Below are 23,977 nucleotides of genomic sequence, written 5' to 3'. Positions count from 1 at the left end.
CCCGGCGGTGCGGTGCGCTCACTCGCCCGGGTAGCGCACCCCGATCCGCTCCCGCACCGTGTCCAGGGTGCGCATCACCGCGAGGGTGCCGTCCAGCGGGACGAGAGGCGACTCGGTGTCGCCCGCGCGCAGGCGGTGCATGACCTCGGCGGCCTCGTGCTTGAGGCTGTCGCGGGGGCCGTACTCGGGGGAGGCGGCGAACTCCTCCGGGTCGCGGCCGTCGCGGTGCAGCACGAAGCTCTCCGGGAAGAAGAAGCCGTTCGGGATGTCGATCCGGCCCCGCGAACCGGTGACGGACGCGGTGACGGGGGTGCCCGCGTTGATGGAGCAGTGCAACAAAGCGTGAGCACCGCTCTCGTACGAGAGCAGCATTCCCGTCTGGAGATCGACGCCCTCGTCCGAGAGCGTCGCTCTCGCACTCACCCCCGAGGGCTCCCCGAGCAGCAGCTGCGCGAACGACACCGGGTACACCCCGAGATCGAGCAGCGAGCCACCGCCCTGCGCCGGGTCACGGAGCCGGTGCGCGGGCGGGAAGGGGCCCGCGAGGCCGAAGTCGGCCTGCACGGTCCGCACCTCGCCGATCGCCCCGTCGTCGACCAGCGCCTTCATCCGCCGGATCAGCGGATGGCAGTACATCCACATGGCCTCCATCAGGAAGAGGCCGCGCCGCCGGGCGAGCGTCACCAGCTCCGCCGCCTCGCGCGCGTTCAGGGTGAACGCCTTCTCGCAGAGCACCGCGCGGCCGGACTCCAGGCAGAGGCCCGCCGCCGCCCGGTGCGAGGCGTGCGGCGTCGCCACGTACACGACGTCGACGTTCTTGTCCTCGGCGAGCGCGCCCCACTCGCCGTACGCGCGCGGTATGCCGAACCGCTCGGCGAACGCCTTCGCCGACGCGTCGGTCCGCGAGGCGACCGCGACGACCTCCGCGTCCGGCATGTCGAGGAGGTTCGCCGTGAACGATGCGGCGATCCCGCCCGTCGCGAGGATGCCCCAACGCACGGGCTCACGGTTGTCTTCCACTACAGGGCCCCTGTTCGTACAGCCGGAGAGCCGCGGAGTACCGCGGAGTAGCACGGAAATGGTCTCAACCAGCACAGCTGAGCTGAGAGCATAGGTAATCGCACGCCTAATCGGGAGGGAATCCGCATGCCGGAGCACGGCAGCCGCACCACGAGCGGGTCGCAAGGCCCCCTCATACGGCAGTCAAGGACGGTGGAAGGGACGGTGGAGAAGGGCCCGGCACCCGACGCCGTGACCCTCACCGCCCGGCGCCGCACCGGCCTTCTCGTCACCCTCGTGCTCGGCGGCCTCACCGCGGTCCCGCCGCTCTCCATGGACATGTACCTCCCGGCGCTGCCGGAGGTCACCCGCTCGCTGCAAACGTCCGCCGCGACGGCGCAACTGACCCTCACCGCCTGCCTCACCGGCATGGCGCTCGGGCAGCTCGTCGTCGGGCCGATGAGCGACAAGTGGGGGCGGCGCAGGCCGCTGCTCATCGGGCTCTTCGTCTACATCCTGGCCACCGCGATCTGCGCGTTCGCGCCCACCGCCGAACTCCTCATCGCCTTCCGCCTGTTGCAGGGCCTCGCGGGCGCCGCGGGCATAGTCATCGCCCGCGCCGTCGTCCGTGACCTCTACGACGGCGTCGAGATGGCCCGCTTCTTCTCCACCCTCATGCTGATCTCCGGGGTCGCCCCGGTCGTCGCGCCCCTCATCGGCGGCCAGGTCCTGCGCTTCACCGACTGGCACGGCATCTTCGCCGTGCTCACCGTGGTCGGCATCGCCCTGACAGTGCTCGTGTGGCGGTGCCTGCCCGAGACGCTCGCCCCCGAGAAGCGGCACAGCGGCGGCACCGTCGAGGCGCTGCGCACCATGAAGGCGCTGCTCGCCGACCGCGTCTTCACCGGGTACATGATCGCGGGTGGGTTCGCGTTCGCCGCGCTCTTCGCGTACATCTCCGCCTCCCCGTTCGTCATCCAGGAGATCTACGGGGCGTCCCCGCAGACCTTCAGCCTGCTCTTCGGCGTGAACTCCGTCGGCCTGATCGCCGTCGGCCAGATCAACGGCAAGGTCCTCGTCGGCCGGGTCAGCCTCGACAAGGCGCTCGCCTTCGGCCTGACGGTCATCGTGCTCGCCGCCACCGCGCTGCTCCTCATGACCTCGGGGGTCTTCGGATCCGTCGGCCTGTTCCCCGTCGCGGCCGGGCTCTTCGTGCTGATGTCGGCGATGGGCCTCGCGATGCCCAACACGAACGCTCTCGCCCTGATGCGCACCCCGCACGCCGCGGGCTCCGCGTCGGCGCTGCTCGGCACGTCCTCGTTCCTCGTCGGCGCGATCGCGTCCCCGCTGGTCGGCATCGCGGGCGAGGCCACGGCCGTACCGATGGCCGTGGTCCAGCTCGTCTGCGGCCTTGCGGCCATCGGCTGCTTCTTGGGACTGTGCCGACCCTGGCAGAACTCGCACTCGCACTCGAGCTCGCACGCGTTTTCGGCGAGACCGACTCAGGAGGGGACGGACCACTGACCGCGCCACGCCTGCTGCGCGCCGGGACGCCGGATCGCGCGGGGCTCGACACGGACGAGATGGCCCACCTCGTACGCGAGGTGCGTGCGCTGACGCGCGGCGAGCGGCCCTGGTGTGCCGGCGCCGTGGTGCTCGCAGGGCGCGGGCCGGTGATCGCCGTCCATGAGGCGGTGGGCCGTGCGGTGCGGTACGCCGCGTACGACCCCGAGAAGGACGCGGGCGTCGAACTGCCGCCCGCGGAGCAGGTGTTGACCCGCACGGGCACCCCCTTCGACCTGGCCTCGCTCACCAAACTGTTCACGACCGTCGCGGCGATGCAGCAGCTGGAGCGGGGCACGCTCGGCATCGACGCGCTGGTCTCCGCGTACGTCCCGGAGTTCACGGCGGCCGCCGAGCACGGCATCACGGTGCGGCAGCTGCTCACGCACACCTCGGGTCTGCGGCCCGAACTCCCGCTGTACGACTGCCCGGACGACGCGGCGCGCCTCGCCGCGCTGCGTGCGGAGGCTCCGTCGGGTCCGCCGGGCGACCACCTCTACTCCGACCTGAACATGCTGCTCCTCCAGCACGTCCTGGAGCGCCTCACGTGCCGTCCGCTCGACGTGCTCGTCCGGGAGGGCATCACCCGGCCCCTCGGCATGGCGGCCACCGGCTTCGGGCCGCGTCCCGACGCCGCCGCCACCGAGGACCAGCGCAGGCCCTGGGCGAAGGTTGACCGGGGGATGCTGCGGGGTGAGGTGCACGACGAGAACGCCTGGGCGCTGGGCGGTGTCGCGGGCCATGCCGGGCTCTTCTCGACCGCGCGTGACCTCGCGGTCTTCTGCCGCGCGCTGCTCTGCGGCGGCTCGTACGGTACGGCGCGGATCCTCGGCCCGGACTTCGTGGAGCTGATGCTGACGCCGCCGGGGCTTGGCTTCGGGCTCGACCAGGCGTGGTTCATGGGGGAGCTCGCGGGGCGTGGGGCTGCGGGGCACACGGGATTCACCGGGACGTCGCTGGTCATCGACCCCGCCACGGACACGTTCCTGATCCTCCTGGCGAACACGGTCCACCCCCGGCGGGGGTCGGCTGACAGCGGGCCTCGGGCCCGCGCGGCTTCCCACCTGGCCCGCGCGGCCCGCTGAGCGCGGGGCTTCGCTGGGGGGCGGTGCGGTCGTCGTTCACCTGCGGGCCGGTGGGGGCTTGTCGCGCAGTTCCCCGCGCCCCTTACGGGGCCCGGTCGTGCGGTTCCCGGCGCCCCTTGCGGGGCCCGGTCGTGCGGTTCCCGGCGCCCCTTGCGGGGCCCGGTCGCGCAGTTCCCGGCGCCCATGCAAGGCCCCGTAGAATCACCGGGTGAACGTCCCGATTTCCTCGGCATCCCCGGCCGAGACCCTGCGTACCGCCCTTGCGGGGCTTCTCGAGGGTCTTCCGGCCAAGCAGGCCGCGCAAGCCGTTGAGCGGCTGATCGCCAATTATCGGGGGGTCACCCCTACCGACGCCCCGATTCTGCGGGACCGGGCGGACGTCGCCGCGTATGCCGCGTACCGCATGCCCGCGACCTTCGAGGCGGTGCGTTCCGCGCTCGGGGCCCTCGCGGACGCGGCGCCCGCCGGGTGGGTGCCCGGCAGCCATGTGGACGTCGGCGGCGGGACCGGCGCGGCCACCTGGGCGGTGAGCGCGACCTGGGACGGCGAGCGGCCCGTCACGGTCCTCGACTGGGCCGAGCCCGCCCTCGCCCTGGGGCGTGAACTCGCCGCCGCGAACCCGTGGCTGAAGTCCGCCCAGTGGCAGCGCTCTCGTATCGGATCGGCGCTCAGCATCGAGAGCACTGATCTCGTCACCGTCTCGTACGTTCTCAAGGAGCTGACCGAGGGCGACCGGCGCTCGGTCGTGGACGCGGCCGCCGACGCCGCGCAGGCCGTCGTCATCGTCGAGCCCGGCACCCCCGACGGCTACGCACGCGTCATCGAGGCCAGGGACCGCCTCATCGAGGCCGGCTTCCGCGTGGCCGCGCCCTGCCCGCACAGCTCCGCCTGCCCGATCGTCCCCGGCGAGGACTGGTGCCACTTCTCCGCCCGCGTCAGCCGCTCCTCCCTCCACCGGAAGGTCAAGGGCGGCTCGTTGGCGTACGAGGACGAGAAGTTCAGTTATGTGGCCGCCGTGCGGTTCGACGCCGGGCCCGCGGCCGACCGTGTCGTGCGCAGGCCGCAGATCCGCAAGGGACAGGTCCTGCTCGACCTGTGCGCGGTGGACGAGACGCTGCACCGCGAGACGGTGACCAAGCGCCACGGAGCGCTGTACCGCGCGGCCCGCGACGCGGAGTGGGGCGACACCTGGCCGCCCCACCAGGAGAGCTAGCCGCGCAGCTCCTGCGTGCAGCACTTCACGCTGCCGCCGCCCTTGAGCAGCTCGCTCAGATCCATCGCGACGGGTTCGTAGCCACGTTCCCGCAGGGGTGCGAAGAGACCGGCCGCGGCCTGCGGGATCAGCACGTGCAGGCCGTCCGAGACCGCGTTGAGCCCGAGGGCCACCGCGTCCGGCTCATCGGCGATCAGCGCGTCCGGGAAGAGGCGTCGCAGCACCGCCTGGCTGCCCGCCGAGAACGCGGGCGGGTAGTACATGACGTCGTCCGCCGCGTCGTCGAGCACGGCGAGGGCCGTGTCGAGGTGGTAGTAGCGGGGGTCGACGAGATCGAGCCCGAGGACCGGGCGGCCGAAGAACTCCTGGGCCTCCCCGTGCGACAGGGGACTCGCCCGGAAGCCGCGCCCCGCAAGGACGTACGAGGACGTGACGGCGAAGTCGCCCTCGCCTTCGTTGATGTGCGTCGGTTCATGGAGGTCCGTGAAGCCGTGCTCCCGGAACCACTCCAGGTGGGCGACCGCTTCGTCGCCGCGCTCGGGATGGGCGAACCGCGCGCCGAGCACACGGCCCCCGATGACGGTCGCGCCGTTCGCCGCGAAGACCATGTCCGGCAGGCCGGGACGCGGGGTGAGCTCCTCGACGGTGTGGCCGAGCGAGCGGTAACGGTCGCGCAGGTCCTCCCACTGGGCGATGGCCAGGGGGACGTCGACCGGTTTCGAGGGATCCATCCAGGGGTTGATGGAGTACGTGACCTTGAAGTGTGCCGGTGAGCACATCAGATAGCGCCGGGGTGTGGCGCGACGAGGAAAACGACTCAACGAGGGCTCCTCACGTACCGCGGTGGTCAGTTGCTGCCCACCGTGGGGCAGTTGCTGCCCATGGTGCGGTCTGAGGAGCCCTCGCGCTGTGATCTGAACGGGTGGTTCATCGAATGGTCATGACCGGCCGTCCGCCGTGCGGCCTTCCCGCAGTTTGCGCAGCAGCTCACGCTTCTGCGCCTGCGGGCTGAGCCCGCCGCCGACCTGGCCGCCACGGCCGCCGCCGCGCAGCGCCTTGCGGGAGAGGTTGGTGCGCGTACCGCCCACGCCCAGCATGTTTCCTGCTCCGCCTCGCGTCATGTGTGCACCTCCGGATAGAGAGTCTCTTACCGGCGAGACGTATCGTCTCGCTTCGATGTCCCTACATTGAACGAGACGGTTCGTCTTGTCAAGGGTTTACGAGACGGTACGTCTCGGCTCGCTCGCTGCTACATTCGAGGGCATGGCCACGAAATCCGCCCCTGACTCCAAGCGCCGCAGCGAACGCTCGCGCCGCGCGATCTATGACGCCGCCCTCGACCTGGTCTCCGAGGTCGGGTACGGCAAGCTCACGATCGAGGCGATCGCCGCCCGTGCGGGCGTGGGCAAGCAGACGATCTACCGCTGGTGGCCGTCGAAGGGCGCCGTCCTGCTCGACGCCTTCCTGGACCTCGGCGAACAGGCCCACCAGGAGGCGAGCGACAACGCGGGGCGGGACCTGACCCCGACCGAGATCCCGGACACCGGAGACCTTGAGGCCGACCTCAAGCTCGTCATGCGGGCCACCATCGACGAGTTCAAGAACCCCAAGTACGACGCCCCTTGGCGCGCGCTCGCCGCCGAGGGCATGCTCAACACGGAGCTCGGCCGCGAGTACGTGGACAAGCTCCTGGAGCCCGGCCTCCAGATGTACGTGCGGCGCATCGAGATCGCCCAGGAGGCCGGCCAGGTCTCGCCCGACGTGGACCCCCGCATCGCCCTCGAACTGTGGACGGGCCCGCTCGCCCAGCGCTGGATGCAGCGCACCGGCCCGCTCGACCACGAGTACGGCGACAAGCTCGTCGAGTACGCCCTCTACGGAATCGCGCCCCGCTGACAGCTGCCCGGCGCCCGCGCCCCGCCGGTCACGGGGAGTTGACCGGCCACTTCCGTCGCGGACCGGCCGCGCTCACGCCCTTGGCCCCCTTCACCGGAGTCCGCGACAGCAGCCCCGGCGTGTCCGTGATCACGCCGTTGCAGCCGAGCCGCAGCGCCCGGTCGCGCTGGCGCGGCGTGGTCACCGTGTGCGCCCACACCCGGGGCACCCCGGAGTAGACCGCGCGCAGCAGATCCGTGTCCCGCGCCCTGTGGTCCACGTCCAGGACGTCGACGAACCCGGCCCACCGCTCGGGCAGGTCCGTGCGCATCTGCGCCTTGGAACGCCACAGCTGCGCGAGCAGCCCCATCCGGTGGGCGCGCGCGGCGACGAGGGGGTCGTTGGAGTTCACGAACACCGAGCGCGTCAGGCCGCGGGCACGGATCAGCGAGCCGAGCGGCCGCAGGCTGCGCGGGTCCTTCGCCTCCAGCATCAGCACGATCCGCCCGCCGAAGCGGTCGAGGACCTCGGCGACCGTCGGCGGCCGCTCGGAGCGCCAGCTGCCGGGCAGACCGGAGCCGGGCCGCAGCCTCACCCGGCGCCATTCGCGCAGGGTGAGCGAGCTCACCGGCCCCGTGGACGTCGTCGTACGGTCCAGGGTCGCGTCGTGCATGGCCACCAGGGTGCCGTCGCGCAGTATCCGCGTGTCCACGTCGATGACCTGCGCCGTTCCGCGTTTGTAGGCCGCCACCAGGCCGGACATGCTGTTCTCCGGCACTTCCAGGGCGCCGCCGCGGTGTGCGGTGTACGTGACCCGGGGGAGTGCCTCGACCGTCAGCGGGCCGCCACCCCATTCGAGCGGGGCCAGTGGTCTGGCGGGCGCGCCGAGGGCCAGCGTGGTGAGGCTCATGAGCCCCGAGAGTCCCGTGAGCACAGTCCTGGTGACCATGGCGAACACGGTAGGGGGGTAAATCACCGGTTAGTACGCAATGACGCGCGATGTCACCCTGCGCCTTGCATCACCCCAGCTACCCCGGATGTGGGCTCTGGCCCCCCGAGGCGCAGGATGGTGCGACCATGGGAGATGCTTCTCGGCACATATGCGAGGTGAGGGGATTGATGGGCGCGGAGTTCGGCCGCCGGTCCGGCGGACAGAGCAAGATTTCCCAGTGGCTTCGCCGGCGTCCCCGACCGGAGGACACGGCAGGTGACGAGGCGAGCCGCGAGGCCCTGCTGATCGCCGCCGCGGCAGCGGGTCTGCCGCTCTCACCGGCCGCGCACCCCTCCGCGTACCGATGTTCCTGTGACCGCATCGGCTGTCCCACCCCCGCCAGGCACCCCATCTCCTTCGCCTGGCAGACGCAGTCCACCACCGACCGCGGGCAGATCGAGCGCTGGGCGAGGCATCAGCCGCAGGCCAACTTCATCACCGCGACCGGCATGGTCCACGACGTCCTCGACGTGCCGCTGGCCGCCGGACGCGAGGCTCTCACCAGGCTCCTTGCCGACGGCATCGAGGTGGGCCCCGTCGCCGAGTCCGAGGGCACCATGGACGAGGGGCGGATGCTCTTCTTCACGCTCACCCGCGGCACCCCCGAGGACGAGGACGAGTGGTGGCCCTGCGAGCTGGACTGCCACCCCGAGACGACGAACGAACACCCGGGTCTGCGCTGGCACTGCCGCGGTTCGTACGTCCTCGTGCCGCCCGCGCGGCTGCCCGGTGACCTGGCGGTCCACTGGATCCGCGGCCCCGAGCACGCGCTCCCGGACCCCCTGACGCTCCTCGAGACACTCACCGACGAATGCGCACGCGTCGCGGGCGAGCCCCAGCACGACGTCGCCGCCTGGCCGATGAGGGGCTGACGCCCGCGCGCCGGCCCACCGGTCACCCGCCCCCGCTATTCGCCCTTGGCGCCCGTCAGTCCCTGGATGCGGCTCAGGAACGTCACCTTGCCCGCTCCCGCCGGGTCGAGGACGACCTGGTTGGAGACGCGCTCCAGCGTCACCGACTGCTTGACCTCGCCCGTCAGGAGGGGCTTCACCTCGGGCTCGACGGTGAGGTTCACGCCCTTCGCGGCGGTCTGCTTCTCGTAGTGGTGCGTCGAGAAGAAGACCATCGCCCCACCGTCCTGGGTGCGCAGGCCCACCGGCGCGAACGTCCCGTCGTTCTTCGGCTCGTCGATGTACTGCACGGCGATGCCGCGGCGCTTGGTGTTCTTGTCGCGGAAAGCCTTCCACGTCGACGTGTGGTCGCCCGGCGCGAACGTGTCGCCGCCCGACCTCAGATACGTCGTGTACTGCTTGCCGAGGTTCTTCGGCGCCACCGCCAGAGCCGAGGAGTCCACCTCGACCGGCTCCGCCCAGCCGTCCTTGTCCTTCTTCAGCTCGGGCATCTTGGAGGGCGTGACCAGATTCAGGTAGGACGCCTCCCACAGCTGGTCCTTGCTGCCCTTGGTGAACACGAGCAGCCACCGCAGATCACCCCTGCGGTTGGACTTCGTGTCGGCCACGAACCACCGGGGCCAGCCGGCCTTCTTGGGGATCGAGAACTTCGCGTCCGTCAGCTCCAGGGGCACCTGGCCGGGGTTGCCGCCCGGATTCCGCGCGCCCTTCGACTTCAGGCCCGCCTGGTTGATGGCGCTCAGCGGACCCGTCACCCGGGCCGCGTCCAGGGCCGGGTCGTACGCCTTCTCGGCCTTGTTGTACGCGGTGAGGAAGTCCTTCAGCGCACGGTCGGCCTCAGCCTTCGTCGCCGACGGGACGACTTCCCGCTCCCCGTGCACCGTCACGCAGCCGCTCGCCGTCACCGTCAGTACGGTCACCGTCGACGCCACCATCGCGAACCGGACCGGCCGTCGCGACCGGCCGTCCCGCATCGGAGTGCGCTGCCTTGGAAGCCTGCTCATGCGTTGCGTTCACCTTCCCCTTCCCGGGCCCGAACCCTACCGGGGCGAAGAAGAACGCGAGCGTCGGGATCAGGTACAGCAGCCACACCGTGACCTGGACAACCGTCGGGTCGGGCTGGAAGTTGAAGACGCCCTTCAGGAGCGTGCCGTACCAACTGTCCGGCGGGATCGTCGCGCTGATGTCGAACGCCTTGTTCCGCAGCCCGCCGAGGAACTCCGCCTCCTGCAGGTCATGCACGCCGTACGCGAGCACGCCCGCCGCCACGACCACCAGCATCGCGCCGGTCCAGGTGAAGAACTTCGCCAGGTTGATGCGGACCGTGCCCTTGTAGAACAGCCAGCCCAGCGCGATCGCCGTGAGCAGCCCGAGGAGCACGCCGATCAGCGGCCCCGGCGTCCCGTCGTTCGACGCGCGCACCGAGGCCCACACGAACAGCGCGGTCTCCAGGCCCTCCCGGCCCACGGCGAGGAACGCGGTGGCGACCAGGGCGCCCGTGCCCATCTGCAGGGCCGCGTCCAGCCTGCCGTGCAGCTCCGCCTTGAGATGACGGGCCGTACGCCGCATCCAGAAGACCATCCACGTCACAAGGGCGACCGCGACGATGGACAGCGAACCGCCCAGCGCCTCCTGCGCCTTGAACGTCAGCTCCTGCGAACCGAAGGTCAGCGCGCAGCCGAAGCCCAGCGCGAGACCGCACGCGACACCGATGCCGATCCAGATGGGCTTGAGGGCGTCGCGCCGCTCCGTCTTCACCAGATAGGCGATGAGGATGCAGACGACCAGGCTGGCCTCAAGTCCTTCGCGCAGGCCGATCAGGTAATTGCCGAACATGTCTGTCAGATCCCCTCAGACCTCAGCCGAACAGTGCCCGGCCCCACCAGTCGTCCTTGTCCCGGACGCCCGGCGGGATCGCGAAGACCGCTGAACCCACGTGCTGGATGTACTCGTTGAGAACGTCGGCGCGCGCCAGACTGCGCTGCACCGGGATGAAGCCGGTGCGCACGTCCCGCTGGTACGCGAGGAAGAAAAGCCCCGCGTCCAGGCGGCCGAGGCCGTCGGTGCCGTCCGTGAAGGAGTAGCCGCGGCGCAGGATCGTCGCACCGTCGTTGGTGTCCGGGTGCGCGAGCCGGACGTGCGAGTCCGGCTTCATCGCCTTCAGGAACGGCTCGTCGTGCTCCTTGGCCTTGCCGACCGGGGCGCCCTCCCCCTTGTCGCGCCCGAAGATGTCCTCCTGCTCGCCGAGCGGAGTCCGGTCCCAGGTCTCGACGTTCATGCGGATACGGCGTGCGACGAGGTACGAGCCTCCGGCCATCCAGCCGGGCCCGTCCTTCTCGCCGACCCACACATGCTTGGCGAGCGCGGAGTCGTCCTCGCCCGAGATGTTGCGGGTGCCGTCCTTGAAGCCGAAGAGGTTACGGGGCGTCTGCGCGCCCGGAGTCGTGGAGGACGTCTTCCCGAAGCCGAGCTGCGACCAGCGCACCGCGACCTTGCCGAAGCCGATGCGGGCGAGGTTGCGGATGGCGTGCACGGCGACCTGCGGGTCGTCCGCGCAGGCCTGCACGCACAGGTCGCCGCCGCCGCGGGACTTGTCGAGATTGTCGCCGGGGAACTTCGGCAGATCGACGAGGGCCTCGGGCCGTTTGCCCGTGAGCCCGAACTTCTCGAAAAGGCCCGGCCCGAAGCCGATGGTCAGCGTCAGCCGAGACGGCTTGAGGCCCAGCGCCTCGCCGGTGTCGTCCGGCGGCGCCTCCGTGAGACCGCCGAAGGCACCCTCACCGACCTCGTGCCCCGCGGTCATCCGCGCGGCGGCCTTCGTCCAGTCCTTGAGGAGCTGCACGAACTGCTCGCGGTCGTCCGTCCGCACGTCGAAGGCTGCGAAGTGCAGCCGGTCCTGGACGGCGGTCGCGATGCCCGCCTGATGCTTGCCGAGGAAGGCGACAGCGCCGCCCGCCGACGAGGCGGGCACGGCCTCTTCCCCTTCCCCGGACCGGGCCGCCGCGACCGCGCCCCCGGTGACGGCGGCGCCGAGGGCGAGCCCGGCACCGCCCCAGCCGAGGAGCGAACGCCGGGAAGGGGAGCCGGAGTTGACGACGGTCTCGTCGTCGGTCTCGCCGACGGTCCCGCCGTCGGGCGCGGTGTCGTGCGTGATCTCAGCCATGGTTCCGGCCCCTTGTCGCCACTTGCCGCTACTTGCCGCTCACGACAGCGGCGGCCAGCTTCGACAGCGGCTCCGCGAGCGCGTTGACGCCGTCCGACAGCTCCTTGGTGTCCGCCTTGTCGAGCTTGTCGTACGACGTGAACGTGTACGAGTCCTTGCCGCCGCCCTTGCGGTACTCGCCGAGCAGCTTGTCCAGCGCCGCGAACTGCTTGTCGAGCTCCTTGGTCAGCGCCGGGTCGTTCTCCGACGCGACGGCCTTGAGCAGGCCGTACGCCTTCTCCGCGCCCTCGACGTTCGCCTTGAAGTCGACGAGGTCGGTGTGCGAGTAGCGCTCCTCCTCGCCGGTGACCTTGCCGGTGGCGACCTCGTCGAGGAGTTCCTTGGCGCCGTTGGCCATGGAGGTCGGCGTGATCTCCGCCTTGCCGACGCGGTTCTGCCAGTCCTTGAGGTCCTTGTCCAGCTGGGTGGCGAGCTCCTTCTCACGCTCACCGATCTTCTTGTCCTGCCACAGGGCCCGCTCCAGCCGGTGCCAGCCCGTCCAGTCCTTCTCCAGGTCCTGGTCCTCCTCCAGGCCGTCCTCGCGGAGGTCGACCTTCGGGTCGATGTCACCGAAGGACTCGGCGACCGGCTCGGTGCGCTCCCAGCCGATGCGGGAGTTCGAGTACGCCTTCTTGGCGGCCTCGATGTCGCCCTCGCGCACGGCATCGGTGAAGAGCTTCGTCCTGGGCAGCGTCGCGTCGGCCTGCTCCTGCGCGTAGGCGCGGTAGTCGGCGACGGCCTTGTCCAGACGCGGGTCGCGCTTGACGGCCTTGCCGCCGCTGACGGTGACCTTCTGGCGGATGCCGTCGCCCTTCATGCCGGGCTTGCAGGCGATCTGGTACGAGCCGGACTTCACCTCGGCGGTGAGCTTCTGCTTCGTCCCGGGGCCGATGTTCTCGCGCTCGCTGACGATGCGGTCGTCGGGGAAGAGGAGGTAGACCTCGGTGACCTTGGAGCCCTTGTTCTCGATGGCGAGCTCCACGTGCCCTGCGCTGAGCTTCGTCTTCGAGACCTCGCACTTGTCGTCGGTGGCGGTCACCTCGACGGTGTTGCCGCCGCCCTTGGCGTCGCTCTTCTCGGTGCAGCCCGTGACGGCGGTGAGGGCCGCTGCCGCTGCGGCGATGGCAGTGGCGGTGGTGAGGCGGGCGGGACGCATAGGGGCTCCAGGCGGGTCACGGACGGTTCCGTCGTGCGGGTTAGGGGGGCCTAACTTATCTGAGGCTTACCTCGCTGAGGGGCAAAGTGCAGGTCAAGACTGGCGCGGGGGCCTTGGCCTTCGTTGCCGTCAGAGCCCCGGGCCGGAATGTTTCAGCCCCTCCGGCGTTCGAGGAAGCCCCGCAGGGACCGCCCGAACCTCAGCCCCGCACCGGGGCCACCAGCGGAGCCCCCGTCCGCGGGTGCGGAAACACCTCCACCGCCTGCCGGTAGACCTCGCTCAGAAGCTCCCCCGTGAACACCTCACCCGGAGCCCCCTCCGCGGCGATGGCCCCGCCCCGCAACACCGCCACCCGATCCGCGTACGCCGCCGCGAGCCCCAGGTCATGCAGCACCACCACCACCGCGTCCCCCGCGGCGGCCCGCTCCCGGCAGATCCGCAGCACCAGCTCCTGGTGGCGCAGATCGAGCGCGGCGGTGGGCTCGTCGAGCAGGAGGAGCGGCGCCCCCTGGGCGAGGACCCGCGCCAGCGCGACCCGCGCCCGCTCACCCCCGCTCAGCGCGGAGAAGGGACGTGAGGCGAACTCACCGACCTCCGTCGCGCCCATCGCCTCCCGCACCACACGGTCGTCGTCGTCCTCGAACACCGTCCCGGCCCATGGCGCACGCCCCATCCGTACGACGTCCTCGACCGCGAACGGAAAGGAGAGGGCGGCGGACTGCGGCAACACCGCTCGCCGCAGGGCGAGTTCACGGGCGGGCCACTGCGCGGTGGGCCGCCCGCAGACGCGCACGACCCCCTCATCGGTCGGAAGGTCGGCGGCCAGCGCGGCCAGCAGCGTCGACTTGCCCGCCCCGTTCGGCCCGACCAGGGCGAGCACCTCGCCCGCGCGGGCGCAGAGAGAAACCCCGGCGAGCACCTCGCGCCCCCCGAGCCGCACCACGAGCCCCGACGCCTCGGCGAGCGGGTCGCCGGGAGCGAAGGGCTCCGGGAGCGCGAGCCCACGGCCGGACGGGAACAGCCGCTCGGCGATCCGCGTGATCATGCCCAACCCCCTTGCCTACGACGGGTCCTGCGCAACAGCCAGAAGAAGAACGGGCTCCCGAAGAGCGCGGTGAGCACCCCGAGCGGCAGCTCCGCGGGCGCCGCCACCGTCCGCGCCGCGAGATCCGCACCGACCAGGACGACGGCCCCGCCCAGCGCACTGCCGGGCACGAGGAAACGATGACCGGGACCCGCCGCCATCCGTAGCAGATGCGGGACGAGCAGACCGACGAACGTGATGATCCCGGCGACGGCCACGGCGGCGGCGGTCAGCAGCGCCACCACGAGGACAAGGGCGAGCCGCAGCCGCTCGACGTCGACCCCGAGATGCCGCGCGGGCCGCTCGCCGAGCGCGAGGAGGTCCAACTTCCGTGCGTACAGCGGAGCCACGGCAAGACCGGCCACCGCACACGGCAGTACGGCGAGCACCTTCGGCCAGGTGGCCCCGGCGAGCGAGCCGAGCTGCCAGAACGTGATCTGGGTGATCTGCGCGTTGTCCGCGAAGAAGATGCAGAGCCCGATCAGCGCCCCCGCGAACGCGTTCACGGCGATCCCGGTGAGGATGAGCGTGACGACTTCCGTACGCCCGCCGTCGCGCGAGAGGACGTACACGAGAAGGACGGTCGCGAGCCCGGCGACGAACGCGCAGACCGTCACGGTCCAGTTCCCGAAGAAGCTGAGGCCGAGCGCGATCGAGGCCACCGCGCCGACGGCCGCGCCCGCCGAGATGCCGATGACACCGGGCTCGGCGAGCGGATTGCCGAACACGCCCTGCATGAGCGCGCCCGCGCAGCCGAGCGACGCCCCGACGAGCAGGGCGAGCGTCACGCGCGGCAGCCGCACGTTCCACAGGACGCTCTCGCCGACCCGGTCGAGCGCGCTTCCGCCGAGACCGATCCGGTGCTGTACGGAACTGAGGACGTCCCCGAGGGGGATGTCGTACGCGCCGACGCCCGCGGAGAGGAGACAGAGCAGGACGAGGGTGGCCGTGAGCCCGGTGGTCAGGCCGGCCGTCGCGCCGCGCCGCCGGCTCCGGGGAGGCGTCGGCTCCTCCGTCCCGGGTGGCCCGGCGTCCGCCGCCTTGGTCAGTACGGTCACTTCTTGCCCCCGTACAACTGCCCCACCAGCGACTTCAGGACCTGGTCCGTGCGCGGCCCGTAGTTCAGGAGCACCCCGTCGTCGACCGACACGATGCGGCGGTCGAGCCCGGCCGGTGTCTCGGCGACGCCGGGGATCTTGAGCAGGCCGTCCACGCCGTCGACCGATGCGAGTCCCTTGGACATGACCAGGATCGCGTCCGGGGCCGCCTTGGCGAGCGCCTCGCTGGTGATCGCCGTGAAGTCCTTCTCGAGTCCCGACGCCTTGCCCGCGTCGACCGCGCCCGCCGCCTCCAGGAGCGAACCCGCCCCGGACTCGCGGCCGCCGAGCAGATAGACGGAGGCGGAGCCGCGCAGGTAGAGGAAGGCGACGCGGGGCTTCTCGGTGCGGGCGGATGCCGGGATGGACTTCCGCACCTTCGCGATGCGCTCCTGCGTACGGGACCTCAGCTCGTCGCCCGACTTCTCGACCCCGAGCGCCTTGGCCACCGCATCGATCCGGGGACCTACGTCGTCGAGGCCCTTCGCCGGGTCGAAGACGACCAGCGGGATGCCCGTGTCACGGATCTGGCCGATGGCCTCCGCGGGTCCCGTCGTGGTGTCCGCGAGGACGACCGTCGGCTTCAGGGAGAGGACGCTCTCCGCCGAGACGTCGTGCGCGCGTGTCACCACCGGCAGCTTCTCGGCCTGCTCGAAGGTCGCGGTGATGTCGCGCGCCACGACGTTCTCGCCGAGCCCGAGCGTGAAGACGATCTCGTTCAGGCTGCCGGTGAGCGGCACGACGCGGCTCGTGTCCTTGACGGTGACCTTCTTGCCGTCGGCCGACGTGACGGTGGCGGGGAGCACGGGGTCGGGGCGGGACTTCAGCGGCTCGACCCGGTCGGGCGCGGAGGCCGCCGCCTTCGCCTTCGGGGACGCCTCGCCGGCGCCGTCCGAGGACGATCCGCAGCCCGTGAGGGCCAGGGCGAGAACGGCGGTCCACGCGCCGGCGATACGGAGTGAGCGCGGCATACGCACCGAAGTCCACCGTCCTGTCGTGCTGTTGAGGGCTGCCGCCGAGGACCCGCTGTGGGGCGTCTGGGGCGGGGCGGCCGGGATGGGGGTTCCAGCCGGAGTGATCGTAGTTTAGGTTAGCCTTACCTCATTAGCTACACCCGGAGGGGTCCCCATGTCGTCGTCAGGACAGGCGCGAGCCACCGCTCGCGCCGGAGTCGTGGCCGTGCTCACCGCACTCGTCGGAGCACTGCTTCCCACGGCCACCGCGCACGCCGAGGACCGCACGGTCCAGGGCGGACGGCTCGACTGGGGCATCAAATCCTCCTTCCAGAGCTACGTCACCGGGCCGATCGCCCAGGGGAGTTCGACCCTCCAGGGCGGGGCCGCCACGGTCGGCGGCAGCCAGTTCCGCTTCCACTCGGCGAAGGGCTCGTACGACCCGGACAGCGGGGCCTTCAGCGCCGGGTTCTCCGGCGGAGTGCACTTCCTGGGGCACAAGAAGGGCGGCTCGTACGAGCTCGACCTGACCATCAGCCGCCCCACCGTCAAGATCTCCGGCGGCTCCGGCACGCTCTACGCCGACATGGTCAGCAAGGAGAAGGGCACGGGCAAGGTCACGACCAACGCCCAGGTGCCGCTCGCGACCCTCGGCATGTCCGGCGTCAACATGAAGGGCGGCTCGGGACCGATCGCCCTCAACAATCTCCCCGCGACGCTCACTTCCCAGGGTGCGAAGGCCTTCGCCGGGTACTACACGGCGGGCACCGAGCTCGACCGGGTGAGCCTCTCCACCGACCTCGCGGCGAAGGCGTCCGGCTCCGACAAGCAGTCGAAGAAGCCGTCGCCGAAGCCCGCGAAGTCCTCGGATGCCGGGAAGAAGCAGACGAAGGCGGGCCGGATCGAGGACGCCGCCGTCGACTGGGGCGTGCGCCGCACCTTCCGCGAGTACGTCACCGGCTCCATCGCCCAGGGCGAATGGAAACTGTCCGCGGGAGCCCAGGACGGCGGCGCGCTCTTCCGCTTCCCCGAGGGCGAGGGGACGTACGACAAGAAGAAGCAGAGCCTCGACGCGGACTTCACCGGCACCGTCCGCTTCACCGGCGAACACGGCCTCGACCTCGCGCTGAGCGAGGTCGCCGTCAAGGTGAAGGACGGCAAGGGCACCCTCCTCGCGGACGTCGAGAGCAAGGGCGACAAGGGCGTCACGCTCAAGCAGGCTCCGCTGATCACCTTCGCGGCCGAGGAACTGAAGCCGAAGGACGGCCTCGTCTCCCTGACCGAGGTGCCCTCGAAGCTCACCGCCGACGGCTCCAAGGCGTTCGGCGGCATGTACAAGGCGGGTTCCGAGATGGACCCGCTCTCCCTCGCCGTCGCCCTCGACGCCGACGCGAAGCTGCCCGCGCTGCCGGACCTCGGCTCGTCCGCGAGCCCCACCCCGCAGGCGAAGAAGGCCGCCGAGCCGAAGACCGAGAACGCCGCCGAATCCTCCGACTCCTCGTCGCCCGCCGTGCCGATCGGCATCGGCGCGGGCGTTGCGGTGCTGCTCGCCGCGGCGGTCACGTTCGGGGTCCTGCGCAAACGGCGCGGCGCCGACCAGACGTAAGACGTCGCCGCCCTGCCCCGCATCCGCACCGCACCTCACCACGCCTCATTCCAAGGAGACCACTGACCATGGCAGCCATTCGCCGCCCGATAGCCCTCGCCGCAGCAGCCGCCACCGCCGTGACACTCGGCGCCACCGTCCTGGCGGCCGCGCCCGTGTCCGCGGCCGAAGTGCCGCTGAAGGACTACCGGCTGACATGGGGCGTCAAGGAGAGCTACCGCGCCTACGTCACCGGCATGGCGGCGGGGAAGATCACAGTGGCCGACGGCGCCGAACAGGCCGCGGGCAACGGCCCGTTGAGCTTCGTCGACGGCGCGGGGACCTACGATTCCGAGAAGCACACCGTCGACCTGGGCTTCAAGGGAAGCGTGAACTTCACCTCCAAGCTGCACGGCTTCGACGTCAAGCTCGCGGACGTCCGCTTCGACAGCGCGCAGGCGAAGATCACCGCTGACGTCACCAGAGACGGCGGTACGCCCAAGGAAGACGTGCCCCTCGCCGACGTCACCGTCACGCGCACCATGACCGACATGAAGACCAAGCTGACGAAGGAGGCGGACGAGGCGCTCGGCGGCGGTGGCCGGTACACGGGCGCGGAGGGCGACCCGCTGACGGTCGCGCAGAAGACGCCTCCGACGGGCACCCCGACCCCGACGCCCACCCCGACGCCCACGCAGAAGCCGACCTCGACGCCGAAGCCGACGGCCACCCCCACGCCGTCCGGCACGACGACGTCCTCGCCCGCTCCCGCTCCCACGTCGTCCACCTCGGAGCCCGCGCCTTCACAGGAGGCCGGCGAGGTCCACGACGGCTCGCTCGCCTGGGGCGTGAAGGAGAGCTTCCGCCGCTACATCGAGTCCGGCGGTGGTGCCACACTCTCCGGCGGCGCCGAGAAGAACGACAACGGCTACGACTTCCCGTACGCCGACGGTGACGTGGACAGCGACGCGAAGAAGCTGAACGCGTCCTTCGGCGGCGCCGTCCGCTTCGCGTACAAGGCACACGGCATCGACATGAAGTTCAGCGACATCAAGATCGCGGCGGACGGTGCCAAGGGCACGCTGAGCCTGGACGTCACCACGCCCAAGGGCACCGACAACGACGTGCAGTTCGCGACGCTGGACCTCTCGAAGGCGTCGTACGCGGCGAAGGACGACGTCGTGGTCCTCGACAAGGTGCCCGCGGCGTTCACCGCGGCGGGGGCCAAGCAGTTCGCGAGCGAGGACGCGCCGTCCAGCTACAAGGCGGGTGACGCGATCGACCCCGTGACGGTGGCGCTCTCGGTCGCCGAGGACGCGGAACTGCCGGGCGGCAGCGGCGGCTCGACGGGCGGTTCGACCGACTCCGGGACCACGGGCGGGGGTTCGTCCGACCTCGGTGGCGGCGGCACGGTCGGCGGCGGTACGGGGGGCTCGCTGGCCTCCACCGGTTCGTCGGTGCCGACGGGTGCGCTGCTCGGGGCCGCCGGGGCGATCGCCGCCGCGGGCGCCGGGGCGGTCTTCGTGGCTCGCCGCCGGGCTTCCTGACTCCCGGGGATGCTTGAATGCCCGGATGACGCACCTGCCTGACGGTCTCGACGTACTCCGCGTGTTCTGCGGGCCCGACGGTCGGCACGGCAACGAGCTGGGAGTCGTGCGCGACGGGACCCGTGTTCCGGGGCGGGGCGAGCGGCAGGAGGTCGCCGGGAAACTCGGCTTCAGCGAGACGGTGTTCGTCGATGACCCCGAGCGCGGGGTCATCGACATCTACACCCCCACCCTGCGACTCCCCTTCGCCGGACACCCCTGCGTGGGTACGTCCTGGCTCCTCGACGTCCCCGAACTGGTCACGCCCGCGGGGGTCGTGGAGGCCCGCCAGGACGGGGAGTTCAGCTGGATCGCCGCGCGGGCGGAGTGGGCGCCGCCGCGGACCCTGCGCGCGTACGCGACCCCGGCCGAGGTGGACGCCCTCGCGGTGCCTCCGCCGGGGGAGTGGATCTACGCGTGGGCGTGGGAGGACGAGGCGGCGGGCCGTGTCCGGGCCAGGGCCTTTCCCGGCAGGGACGACGGCATCCGGGAGGACGAGGCCACGGGGGCGGCGGCCCTTCTTCTGACGGACCGTCTCGGCCGTGCGCTCAACATCACGCAGGGGCGTGGCTCGCAACTCCTTACGGCGCCGGGCCCTGGCGGGGTGATCGAGGTGGGGGGACGGGTGCGGCTGGCAGGGAGCTGAGGTCGCCGTCGTCACCGGCTTCGCCGAGTTCGTCCTCACACGCCGGACGGGCCGGAGGCGGCCCGGCCGGCGTGGGCGGAGCCCCAGGGCCTACGCCGACAGCGGGAACTCATCCCCCAGCTCACGGAACACCTGCGTATTCAAGGCGAAAGCGCGCTTGCACTCGTCCACGATCCGCTGCCGCTCCAGCTCATCCGGGACCACTTCGCCCAGCCCGTCAAGGAGCTCCCGATATCCCCGCTTGAACGCGGCCGGGTTCGAGATCCCCTCGAAGACGTAGAAGCGCACGCCGTCGCCCTTGCGGGCGAAGCCCCACGTCTGCTCCGCCTTGCCGCGGATGATCTGGCCACCGGAGAGATCCCCGAGGTAGCGGGTGTAGTGGTGGGCGACATAGCCGCCGGGCCACTCCTCGGCGCACTCCGCGACCCGTGCCGCGTACGTCGCGGTGGCGGGCAGCGGGGCTGCGGAGGACTTCCAGCCCGCGCCCCGCAGATGCGCGAGGTCCCGCTCGAGCTCCGCCACGCGCAGCAGCTCGGGCTGTATGAACGGTCCCGCGACCGGATCGTCCTTCAGCGCGGCGGCGCCCTCCTCCAGGGCGCGGTACACGAACCACAGCTGTTCCGTGTAGCGCGCGTACGCGTCGACGCCGAGCCTGCCGCCGAGGAGGTCGCTCATGAACGTCGAGGTCTCCGCCTCCGTGTGCTGCTCGTGCGACGCGGTGCGGATGACCGTCGAGAACGGATCCATGAGGGACCTCCGAAGCCGGGGAAAGCGAGGAACGCCGAAGAAGGGCAGGAACCAGTCGACGAAGAACGAATGAACCGGTGACCTCCACCGATCATCCGAGTTAGGCTTACCTAAGTCAACTGGTTCCCGACGTCCTGTCGGTAAAACGCTACCCGCTCCGAGCTCAGGGAAGCGTAAGGATCTCCGCTCCGCTGTCCGTCACCACGAGGGTGTGCTCGAACTGCGCGGTCCGCTTGCGGTCCTTCGTGACGACCGTCCAGCCGTCCTCCCACATGTCGTACTCGTACGTGCCGAGGGTCAGCATCGGCTCGATGGTGAACGTCATGCCGGGCTTGATCACGGCCGTGGCGTGCGGGCTGTCGTAGTGCGGGACGATCAGGCCGGAGTGGAAGGACGTGTTGATGCCGTGGCCGGTGAAGTCACGGACGACGCCGTAGCCGAAGCGCTTGGCGTACGACTCGATGACGCGGCCGATGATGTTGATCTGGCGGCCGGGCTTGACCGCCTTGATGGCACGGTCGAGGGACTCCCGGGTCCGCTCCACGAGGAGCCTGGACTCCTCGTCGACGTCCCCGACCAGGTACGTGGCGTTGTTGTCGCCGTGCACGCCGCCGATGTACGCGGTCACGTCGAGGTTGATGATGTCGCCGTCGTTCAGGACGGTGGAGTCCGGGATGCCGTGGCAGATGACCTCGTTGACGGAGGTGCACAGCGACTTCTTGAAGCCGCGGTAGCCGAGCGTGGAGGGGTAGGCGCCGTGGTCGCACATGTACTCGTGGGCGACACGGTCCAGCTCATCGGTGGTCACCCCGGGCGCGATGTGCTTGGCGGCCTCGGCCATCGCGCGTGCGGCGATACGGCCCGCGGTGCGCATCAGATCGATGGTCTCGGGGGTCTGCACCTCGGGCCCGGTGTACGGGGTGGGCGCGGGTTTCCCCACGTACTCCGGGCGCCTGATGTTTCCCGGAACGGGGCGGATGGGGGAGAGCTCCCCTGGGACGAGCAGTGACTGGCCAGACATGCCAGCGAGTCTAACCAGCGGTCTCGGGGCAGCATGGCTGAAGAGAGAGGAGCAGATCACATGCCACTGTTCAAGAAGCGGACCGTCGGTAAACCAGGCGAGTGGTTCTACTGCCTGGAGCACAAGAAGGTCGAGGAGGGCCCAGACTGCCCGGGCAAGGACCGCTTCGGGCCCTACGGCTCCCGCGAGGAGGCCCAGCGGGCGATGGAGACCGCCGCCGAGCGGAACCTGGAGTGGGAGACCGACCCGAAGTGGCACGACAAGGACCCCGGCAGCGCCTGATCCGCCGCCGGGGCGCAGCCGGCTACCGGGTGGCGGACACCTCCCGGCGCCGGACCGCGTCCTCGTCCGTGCTCGCGTCGTACGACAGCAGCTTCGGCAGCACCGCCGTCAGGGCGGCGACCGAGGCCACGCAGGCGAGGCCGCCGGACCAGATGGCGCTGCGGGTGCCCGTCCAGCCGGCGGCCGCCCCCGCGCGGACCTGGCCGAGCTGCGGGCCGACGCTGTAGGACAGCACCTCGATGCCCGCGAGCCTGCCCCGCAGCTCGTCCGGGATCGTCTGGTTCCAGATCGTGGAGCGGCCGAGCCCGCTGAGCATGTCGCCCGCGCCGGCCAGGGCCAGGCACACGAGGACCAGCCAGACGTTGCCGAACCATCCGGCGGCCGTGATCGCAAGCCCCCATCCCGCCGCCCCGAACACGACGAGCAGCCCGTGCCGCCGCACCCGTGACGTCCACCCGCTGGTCAGGCTCAGCAGCAGCGAGCCGACCGCCCCGGCCGCGTACATCAGGCCGAGCGACCACTCGGCGTCAAGATCCTCGGCGAGGAACGGAAAGATCGTGTTCGGGAAGGCGAAGAACATCGCCGCCATGTCGATGGCGTACGTGCCGAGCAGCACCGGCCGCGACCACGCGTACCGCGCACCCTCCGCCAGGCCCCGCAGGGAGGGCTTCTCCGCGTCGTGCGCGGGAGGCGCGGGCGCGATGTGGGTGCACAGGGCCACGGAACCGGCGAAGGAGAGCACGGTCACCGCGTACGCGGGTGCGTGCCCGGCGTAGGCGACGACCAGGCCGGCCAGGGCGGGGGCCGCGATCGCGCCGACGTTCCAGCGCAGCGAGTTGAGCGCCGCGGCCGCCGTCAGCTGGTCGTGCGGCACGATGCGGGCCATCAGGGAGTCGAGCGCGGGGCGTTGCAGCCCCGCGAGCGCCGAGACGCCCGCCGCCACCACGTACAGCGGCCACAGCATCGGCTCCGGGAGCAGCGCGTTCACCAGGAGCACCGCGGCCAGCAGGCCGAGCCCCGCCTCGGTCAGGAGAATCACCCGGCGCCGGTCCACCGCGTCGGCCAGCGCGCCCCCGTAGAGCCCGAAGACGATCAGCGGCACCAGCTCGACCGCGCCCATCGCGCCGACGGCGAGCGGTGAGTCCGTGAGGTCCTTGATCTGGAGCGGCAGCGCGACCAGGGCCATGAAGCTGCCGAAGGTCGTGACGAGCCCCTGCACCCAGAGCAGCCGGAAGTCACGCGTGGAACGCCAGGGTGAGAGGTCGGGCAATATCGAGGAGATGGACACGAACAGCCATGGTCAGTGCTGCTCATGGAGTGGGGCAACCGAATTTGCGGCGCTCTCACCACCGCGCCGGCGGCGGCGCCGTCAGCTGGTCGGCCAGGCGGGACAACCGGTCGCGCAGGCGCCTGCGGCCGCGCGCCGCGGGCAGTGAGTTCTCGCCCGCCGCCGCGCTCACCAGGTGCTGGACCATGTCCAGGTCGAGGTCCGGGGACTCCGGCACCGCCAGGGCCTCGTGCGCCATGGCCCGCAGATCGCCGTGCCCCGAGCCCAGGGACAGCACCGTGGCGCCTGCCGCGCGGGCGTCGTGGACCCGTTCAAGCAGATCCGCCCCCGGGGGCGGGGCGGGCGTGTCCGGCGCCACCACCAGGAGGGTCTCGCCGCGCCGCGCCGCCTCGATCCGGCCGAGCCCCGTCGACAGATGCGCGGGATCGCCCTCCCGCACCCGGTGACGTACGAGCGTCGGGGTCAGTTCAGGTGTCCCCGACCAGGCCGCCTCGTCCACGAGGTGCGCGGCCAGATGCCACGGCTCGTACTCCCGCGTGCCCACCAGGAGCAGCCCGCCCCCGTGCGGGACCACGGAGGACCGCAGCGTCCCCGCGAAGCGGCGCGTCGCGCCCACCCACTCGGTTCCCGCGAGCACTTCGCGCAACAACGCGACCCGTACGGCGTCCATGGGGTCGCATCCTGCCGCAACGG

At 71.2% G+C, this 23,977-nt stretch carries 24 protein-coding genes; 9 read left to right on the top strand and 15 right to left on the bottom strand.

Going from position 1 to position 23,977, the window contains the following annotated elements; all coding sequences use genetic code 11:
* Nucleotides 1-18: 18 nt before the first annotated feature.
* Complete coding sequence (locus ACWD02_RS00975) at nt 19-1,020, bottom strand: Gfo/Idh/MocA family protein (protein WP_451203088.1); 1,002 nt, start codon at nt 1,018-1,020, stop codon at nt 19-21.
* Between the two features lie 126 nt (nt 1,021-1,146).
* Here ACWD02_RS00975 and ACWD02_RS00970 point away from each other — a divergent pair, with 126 nt between their 5' ends.
* From ACWD02_RS00970 to ACWD02_RS00960, 3 genes are all read left to right on the top strand, one after another.
* On the top strand, nt 1,147-2,523 hold the full coding sequence (locus ACWD02_RS00970) for a Bcr/CflA family multidrug efflux MFS transporter (protein ID WP_451203085.1): 1,377 nt from the start codon (nt 1,147-1,149) through the stop codon (nt 2,521-2,523).
* Between the two features lie 59 nt (nt 2,524-2,582).
* Nucleotides 2,583-3,647, top strand: a complete 1,065-nt coding sequence (locus ACWD02_RS00965; protein ID WP_451204316.1) for a serine hydrolase domain-containing protein — start codon at nt 2,583-2,585, stop codon at nt 3,645-3,647.
* A 208-nt stretch (nt 3,648-3,855) separates the two neighbouring features.
* A complete protein-coding gene (locus tag ACWD02_RS00960; RefSeq protein WP_451203083.1) occupies nt 3,856-4,860 on the top strand; it encodes a small ribosomal subunit Rsm22 family protein in 1,005 nt (334 codons plus the stop codon).
* Here ACWD02_RS00960 and ddaH read toward each other — a convergent pair.
* A complete protein-coding gene (gene ddaH / locus ACWD02_RS00955; protein WP_451203080.1) occupies nt 4,857-5,681 on the bottom strand; it encodes a dimethylargininase in 825 nt (274 codons plus the stop codon). The genes ACWD02_RS00960 and ddaH overlap by 4 nt on opposite strands.
* 117 nt (nt 5,682-5,798) lie before the next feature.
* A complete protein-coding gene (locus ACWD02_RS00950; protein WP_451203078.1) occupies nt 5,799-5,981 on the bottom strand; it encodes a DUF6243 family protein in 183 nt (60 codons plus the stop codon).
* Between the two features lie 142 nt (nt 5,982-6,123).
* Between ACWD02_RS00950 and ACWD02_RS00945 the strand changes: the two genes are divergently transcribed.
* On the top strand, nt 6,124-6,756 hold the full coding sequence (locus ACWD02_RS00945; protein WP_451203076.1) for a TetR/AcrR family transcriptional regulator: 633 nt from the start codon (nt 6,124-6,126) through the stop codon (nt 6,754-6,756).
* Between the two features lie 28 nt (nt 6,757-6,784).
* On the opposite strand, the gene ACWD02_RS00940 is transcribed toward ACWD02_RS00945, so the two are convergent.
* On the bottom strand, nt 6,785-7,684 hold the full coding sequence (locus tag ACWD02_RS00940) for a glycerophosphodiester phosphodiesterase (protein ID WP_451203074.1): 900 nt from the start codon (nt 7,682-7,684) through the stop codon (nt 6,785-6,787).
* 170 nt (nt 7,685-7,854) lie between these two features.
* On the opposite strand from ACWD02_RS00940, the gene ACWD02_RS00935 reads away from it, so the two are divergent.
* Entirely contained in the window at nt 7,855-8,598 is a 744-nt protein-coding gene (locus ACWD02_RS00935; RefSeq protein WP_451203071.1) for a bifunctional DNA primase/polymerase, read from the top strand.
* 35 nt (nt 8,599-8,633) lie between these two features.
* Here ACWD02_RS00935 and ACWD02_RS00930 read toward each other — a convergent pair whose 3' ends face one another.
* From ACWD02_RS00930 to ACWD02_RS00900, 7 genes are all read right to left on the bottom strand, one after another.
* On the bottom strand, nt 8,634-9,572 hold the full coding sequence (locus ACWD02_RS00930; RefSeq protein WP_451204315.1) for a hypothetical protein: 939 nt from the start codon (nt 9,570-9,572) through the stop codon (nt 8,634-8,636).
* Nucleotides 9,475-10,473: an iron uptake transporter permease EfeU gene (gene efeU, locus ACWD02_RS00925; RefSeq protein ID WP_451203068.1), complete on the bottom strand. Its 999-nt coding sequence runs from the start codon at nt 10,471-10,473 to the stop codon at nt 9,475-9,477. Before efeU ends, ACWD02_RS00930 begins: the two co-directional genes overlap by 98 nt.
* Before the next feature lie 22 nt (nt 10,474-10,495).
* Entirely contained in the window at nt 10,496-11,800 is a 1,305-nt protein-coding gene (gene efeB / locus ACWD02_RS00920; RefSeq protein WP_451203066.1) for an iron uptake transporter deferrochelatase/peroxidase subunit, read from the bottom strand.
* 28 nt (nt 11,801-11,828) lie between these two features.
* Complete coding sequence (gene efeO / locus ACWD02_RS00915; RefSeq protein ID WP_451203064.1) at nt 11,829-12,995, bottom strand: iron uptake system protein EfeO; 1,167 nt, start codon at nt 12,993-12,995, stop codon at nt 11,829-11,831.
* A gap of 199 nt (nt 12,996-13,194) precedes the next feature.
* Nucleotides 13,195-14,040 (bottom strand): heme ABC transporter ATP-binding protein, encoded by an 846-nt coding sequence (locus ACWD02_RS00910; RefSeq protein ID WP_451203063.1) that lies wholly within the window; start codon nt 14,038-14,040, stop codon nt 13,195-13,197.
* Nucleotides 14,037-15,128 carry a FecCD family ABC transporter permease gene (locus tag ACWD02_RS00905; RefSeq protein WP_451204313.1) on the bottom strand — a complete coding sequence of 364 codons (1,092 nt, stop codon included), beginning with the start codon at nt 15,126-15,128 and terminating at the stop codon, nt 14,037-14,039. The genes ACWD02_RS00910 and ACWD02_RS00905 overlap by 4 nt, the downstream gene beginning before the upstream one ends.
* Before the next feature lie 5 nt (nt 15,129-15,133).
* Nucleotides 15,134-16,147 carry a heme/hemin ABC transporter substrate-binding protein gene (locus tag ACWD02_RS00900; RefSeq protein WP_451203061.1) on the bottom strand — a complete coding sequence of 338 codons (1,014 nt, stop codon included), beginning with the start codon at nt 16,145-16,147 and terminating at the stop codon, nt 15,134-15,136.
* Between the two features lie 157 nt (nt 16,148-16,304).
* Between ACWD02_RS00900 and ACWD02_RS00895 the strand changes: the two genes are divergently transcribed.
* The 3 genes from ACWD02_RS00895 to ACWD02_RS00885 all read left to right on the top strand — a co-directional run bounded on the left by ACWD02_RS00895 (nt 16,305) and on the right by ACWD02_RS00885 (nt 19,946).
* Complete coding sequence (locus ACWD02_RS00895; RefSeq protein WP_451203059.1) at nt 16,305-17,735, top strand: HtaA domain-containing protein; 1,431 nt, start codon at nt 16,305-16,307, stop codon at nt 17,733-17,735.
* Between the two features lie 68 nt (nt 17,736-17,803).
* Nucleotides 17,804-19,261, top strand: a complete 1,458-nt coding sequence (locus ACWD02_RS00890) for an HtaA domain-containing protein (RefSeq protein WP_451203056.1) — start codon at nt 17,804-17,806, stop codon at nt 19,259-19,261.
* Between the two features lie 25 nt (nt 19,262-19,286).
* A complete protein-coding gene (locus ACWD02_RS00885) occupies nt 19,287-19,946 on the top strand; it encodes a PhzF family phenazine biosynthesis protein (protein WP_451203053.1) in 660 nt (219 codons plus the stop codon).
* A 90-nt stretch (nt 19,947-20,036) separates the two neighbouring features.
* Here ACWD02_RS00885 and ACWD02_RS00880 read toward each other — a convergent pair whose 3' ends face one another.
* On the bottom strand, nt 20,037-20,693 hold the full coding sequence (locus tag ACWD02_RS00880) for a biliverdin-producing heme oxygenase (RefSeq protein ID WP_451203050.1): 657 nt from the start codon (nt 20,691-20,693) through the stop codon (nt 20,037-20,039).
* A 163-nt stretch (nt 20,694-20,856) separates the two neighbouring features.
* Entirely contained in the window at nt 20,857-21,714 is an 858-nt protein-coding gene (gene map / locus ACWD02_RS00875; protein ID WP_451203047.1) for a type I methionyl aminopeptidase, read from the bottom strand.
* Nucleotides 21,715-21,774: 60 nt separating this feature from the next.
* On the opposite strand from map, the gene ACWD02_RS00870 reads away from it, so the two are divergent.
* The gene (locus tag ACWD02_RS00870; protein WP_451203045.1) at nt 21,775-21,996 is read left to right on the top strand and encodes a hypothetical protein; all 222 of its coding nucleotides are present in this window, start codon (nt 21,775-21,777) and stop codon (nt 21,994-21,996) included.
* Between the two features lie 22 nt (nt 21,997-22,018).
* Here the strand turns inward: ACWD02_RS00870 and ACWD02_RS00865 are convergent, their stop codons facing one another.
* Together ACWD02_RS00865 and ACWD02_RS00860 are read right to left on the bottom strand one after the other, a co-directional pair.
* Nucleotides 22,019-23,284, bottom strand: coding sequence for an MFS transporter (locus tag ACWD02_RS00865; protein ID WP_451203042.1), 1,266 nt, complete (start codon nt 23,282-23,284; stop codon nt 22,019-22,021).
* 55 nt (nt 23,285-23,339) lie between these two features.
* Nucleotides 23,340-23,954 carry a hypothetical protein gene (locus ACWD02_RS00860; protein ID WP_451203039.1) on the bottom strand — a complete coding sequence of 205 codons (615 nt, stop codon included), beginning with the start codon at nt 23,952-23,954 and terminating at the stop codon, nt 23,340-23,342.
* Nucleotides 23,955-23,977 lie beyond the last annotated feature (23 nt).

The organism is Streptomyces sp. NPDC002853 (assembly GCF_053591915.1).
The sequence above is the reverse complement of the archived record's forward strand: the minus strand, read 5'-3'. Positions and strand labels throughout refer to the sequence as shown.

Excerpts from the sequence above, each read along its gene's own strand:
- ACWD02_RS00890 (WP_451203056.1), top strand. The coding sequence starts at position 17,804 with ATGGCAGCCATTCGCCGCCCGATAGCCCTCGCCGCAGCAGCCGCCACC.
- map (WP_451203047.1), bottom strand. The coding sequence starts at position 21,714 with ATGTCTGGCCAGTCACTGCTCGTCCCAGGGGAGCTCTCCCCCATCCGC.
- ACWD02_RS00895 (WP_451203059.1), top strand. The coding sequence starts at position 16,305 with ATGTCGTCGTCAGGACAGGCGCGAGCCACCGCTCGCGCCGGAGTCGTG.
- efeO (WP_451203064.1), bottom strand. The coding sequence starts at position 12,995 with ATGCGTCCCGCCCGCCTCACCACCGCCACTGCCATCGCCGCAGCGGCA.
- ACWD02_RS00965 (WP_451204316.1), top strand. The coding sequence starts at position 2,583 with ATGGCCCACCTCGTACGCGAGGTGCGTGCGCTGACGCGCGGCGAGCGG.
- efeU (WP_451203068.1), bottom strand. The coding sequence starts at position 10,473 with ATGTTCGGCAATTACCTGATCGGCCTGCGCGAAGGACTTGAGGCCAGC.
- ACWD02_RS00950 (WP_451203078.1), bottom strand. The coding sequence starts at position 5,981 with ATGACGCGAGGCGGAGCAGGAAACATGCTGGGCGTGGGCGGTACGCGC.
- efeB (WP_451203066.1), bottom strand. The coding sequence starts at position 11,800 with ATGGCTGAGATCACGCACGACACCGCGCCCGACGGCGGGACCGTCGGC.
- ACWD02_RS00945 (WP_451203076.1), top strand. The coding sequence starts at position 6,124 with ATGGCCACGAAATCCGCCCCTGACTCCAAGCGCCGCAGCGAACGCTCG.
- ACWD02_RS00870 (WP_451203045.1), top strand. The coding sequence starts at position 21,775 with ATGCCACTGTTCAAGAAGCGGACCGTCGGTAAACCAGGCGAGTGGTTC.
- ACWD02_RS00930 (WP_451204315.1), bottom strand. The coding sequence starts at position 9,572 with ATGGTGGCGTCGACGGTGACCGTACTGACGGTGACGGCGAGCGGCTGC.
- ACWD02_RS00910 (WP_451203063.1), bottom strand. The coding sequence starts at position 14,040 with ATGATCACGCGGATCGCCGAGCGGCTGTTCCCGTCCGGCCGTGGGCTC.
- ACWD02_RS00935 (WP_451203071.1), top strand. The coding sequence starts at position 7,855 with ATGGGCGCGGAGTTCGGCCGCCGGTCCGGCGGACAGAGCAAGATTTCC.
- ACWD02_RS00860 (WP_451203039.1), bottom strand. The coding sequence starts at position 23,954 with ATGGACGCCGTACGGGTCGCGTTGTTGCGCGAAGTGCTCGCGGGAACC.
- ACWD02_RS00940 (WP_451203074.1), bottom strand. The coding sequence starts at position 7,684 with ATGGTCACCAGGACTGTGCTCACGGGACTCTCGGGGCTCATGAGCCTC.
- ACWD02_RS00885 (WP_451203053.1), top strand. The coding sequence starts at position 19,287 with ATGACGCACCTGCCTGACGGTCTCGACGTACTCCGCGTGTTCTGCGGG.
- ACWD02_RS00900 (WP_451203061.1), bottom strand. The coding sequence starts at position 16,147 with ATGCCGCGCTCACTCCGTATCGCCGGCGCGTGGACCGCCGTTCTCGCC.
- ACWD02_RS00970 (WP_451203085.1), top strand. The coding sequence starts at position 1,147 with ATGCCGGAGCACGGCAGCCGCACCACGAGCGGGTCGCAAGGCCCCCTC.
- ACWD02_RS00880 (WP_451203050.1), bottom strand. The coding sequence starts at position 20,693 with ATGGATCCGTTCTCGACGGTCATCCGCACCGCGTCGCACGAGCAGCAC.